This window comes from bacterium, assembly GCA_030654305.1.
Lineage (GTDB): Bacteria > Krumholzibacteriota > Krumholzibacteriia > LZORAL124-64-63 > LZORAL124-64-63 > PNOJ01.
In genome coordinates, this window is sequence record JAURXS010000231.1 from 1 (window position 1) to 1,208 (window position 1,208).

The 1,208-nt window shown below is 71.9% G+C and carries 1 pseudogene; it reads right to left on the minus strand.

Annotation, left to right across the window (positions count from 1 at the left end):
* A pseudogene (locus Q7W29_06420) lies at window positions 1-974 on the minus strand (glucoamylase family protein).
* Window positions 975-1,208: the final 234 nt, after the last annotated feature.

Consider the following 1,208-nt stretch of genomic DNA (forward strand, 5'->3'; position numbering starts at 1 on the left):
ACGTGGTAGCGGCTGTTGGACAGCAGCTGCACTTCCGGCAGCGCGGTGTGCGGCGTGCCGATGACGCGCGACGGGTTGGCCCCGCCGATGGGGATCGTCGACGTTGCGGACATCTCGTCGGCCTGGGAATGGAACACCGACGCCTGCGGCACCCGCTCCTGCAGCAGCAGCATGGTCGCCCGGAAGGCCGGATCCGCCCCGAATCGCCTCTGCATCGGGCGGTCCAGGAGCAGGTAGGCGAAGGACAGCAGGCTCATGCCTTGGTGGTGCGCCATGAAGGAACGCACGACGGCGTGCGGCTGGCCGCGCGGGACGCGCGAGGCGGTGTAGTCGATCGCCTCGCGCAGTCCGTACCGGCCCTCCAGCCCCTCGCCGGCGAGCCGCTGCAGGTTCAGGCACGCCGCGACCGGCGCCACCATCAGCGCCAGGGCCGAGGCGTACGGGGCGACGACCAGATCCGAGGCCAGGCCGCGCTTGAGCCCCAGCCCGGGCACGCCGAACGCGCGGTACTGGTAGTTCAGGTGGGCGTCGATCGTGTTGTACCCGGATTCCGAGACGCCCCACGGCACGCCCCGCAGCTTCCCGTAGTCGATCTGCCGTTCGACCGCCGCCGCGTAGGTGCGGTCGAGCAGCGTGTTCTCGTACGTCGGCATCACCAGCAGCGGCATGAGGTACTCGAACATCGAGCCGCTCCACGAGAGCAGGACCGGCGCGCCGCCGGAGGCGCTGAGCAGGCGCCCCAGGGCGAACCAGGTCTCCTGCGGGAGCTGTTCCCGCGCGATGCCCACGAAGCTGGCCAACCGCGCTTCGGAGGCGAGCAGGTCGTAGTAGCTCTCGTCGCGGCGGCGCTGGGCGACGTTGTAGCCGACCGCCAGCACGTGGCGGCCCTCGTCGTAGAGGAAGCCGTAGTCCGCCTCGGCGAACTCGTCGGCGCGCTGCGCGAGATCCGCGATCGCCGCCATCCGCTCCCGGGCGGGGGCGCCGTCTGGGCCGGCCCGCGCCGCCAGTTCGCGCAGCGTCGGGATCGCCTCCGAATCCGGGGCGGCGACGGCCGGCAGCGAGGTCCAGGGCGCCAGGCGCGCGAGCTCGTCGACCGCCGCCGCGTAGGTGCGGTCGAGCAGCGTGTTCTCGTACGTCGGCATCACCAGCAGCGGCATGAGGTACTCGAACATCGAGCCGCTCCACGAGAGCAGGACCGGCGCGCCGCC